The organism is Aeromonas sanarellii (assembly GCF_000820085.1).
In the GTDB taxonomy this organism is placed as follows: Bacteria; Pseudomonadota; Gammaproteobacteria; order Enterobacterales; family Aeromonadaceae; genus Aeromonas; species Aeromonas sanarellii.
This window is the reverse complement of record NZ_CDBN01000081.1, coordinates 1-1015: the sequence shown is the minus strand read 5'-3', so window position 1 is coordinate 1015 and position 1015 is coordinate 1. Positions and strand designations below refer to the sequence as shown.

1 protein-coding gene is annotated in these 1015 nt (G+C 57.7%); it reads left to right on the top strand.

Annotated features, from left to right (window positions below; all coding sequences use genetic code 11):
- Window positions 1-30: 30 nt before the first annotated feature.
- Window positions 31-1015, top strand: a 985-nt coding sequence (locus BN1132_RS15420) for an IS481-like element ISAs19 family transposase (RefSeq protein WP_042078658.1), incomplete at its 3' end; no start/stop codon positions are given.

The following is a 1015-nucleotide window of genomic DNA, read 5'->3' as shown; positions in this document are numbered from 1 at the left end:
TACCCCTACCGTGTTATCTGGAGTCACCGTATGACCACCAACGAGAAAGTAGCACGTCGCAAACTCAGCCTGCTAGAGCTCGCCAAAGAGCTCAATAATGTCAGCAAAGCCTGCAAGCTCATCGGCTACAGCCGTCAGCAGTTCTACGAAATTCGCCGTAATGACCAGACCTATGGCGCCGAGGGATTGCTCGACAAATTGCCCGGCTGTAAAGGGGCTCATCCCAATCGGGTCGCTCCCGAGATTGAACACGCCATCCTCGATTACTCCCTCACCAGACCAACTCATGGCCCGCTGCGGGTCGCGCAAGAACTGGCTCTGCAAGGCATCAATGTCAGTGCGGGCGGTGTGCGTGGCGTGTGGCAACGGCACGACTTGCTCTCCAAACACGACCGCTTGCTGCGCCTTGAGAAAACTCACCGGGAGCAGACCATTGAGCTCAATGACGAGCAGATTCGCCTGCTCGAACGCTTCAGCCCCGAGTTTCGCGAACGCCAGATTGAGGTTCACTACACCGGAGAACTGGTGGCGGTCGACACCTTCTTCGTCGGCGCGCTCAAGGGGGTTGGCAAGGTGTATCTGCAAACCGTGCTGGACTGCTATAGCCGCCACGCCTGGGGACGGCTCTACACCAGCAAGCTGCCGGTGACCTCGGTTCATGTGCTCAATGAAACGGTACTGCCGTTTTTCGAGGCCCACGAGGCACGGGTCTATACCATCCTGTCGGATAACGGGCGCGAGTTCTGTGGACGAGCTGACCACCATCCCTACGAGCTGTTCCTGCAACTGGAGGGGATTGAGCACCGGACAACCAAGGTACGCAGGCCGCAGAGCAACGGCTTTATCGAACGGCTGCATCGCACACTGCTGGATGAACACTTCCGTATCAAGGGGAGGACGACCTGGTATGAGTCGGTAGAGCAGATGCAGACAGACCTGGATAGCTACCTGGAACACTACAACACCCAGCGGCCACATCAGGGCAGGATGATGGAGGGACAGACGCCTTACAGCA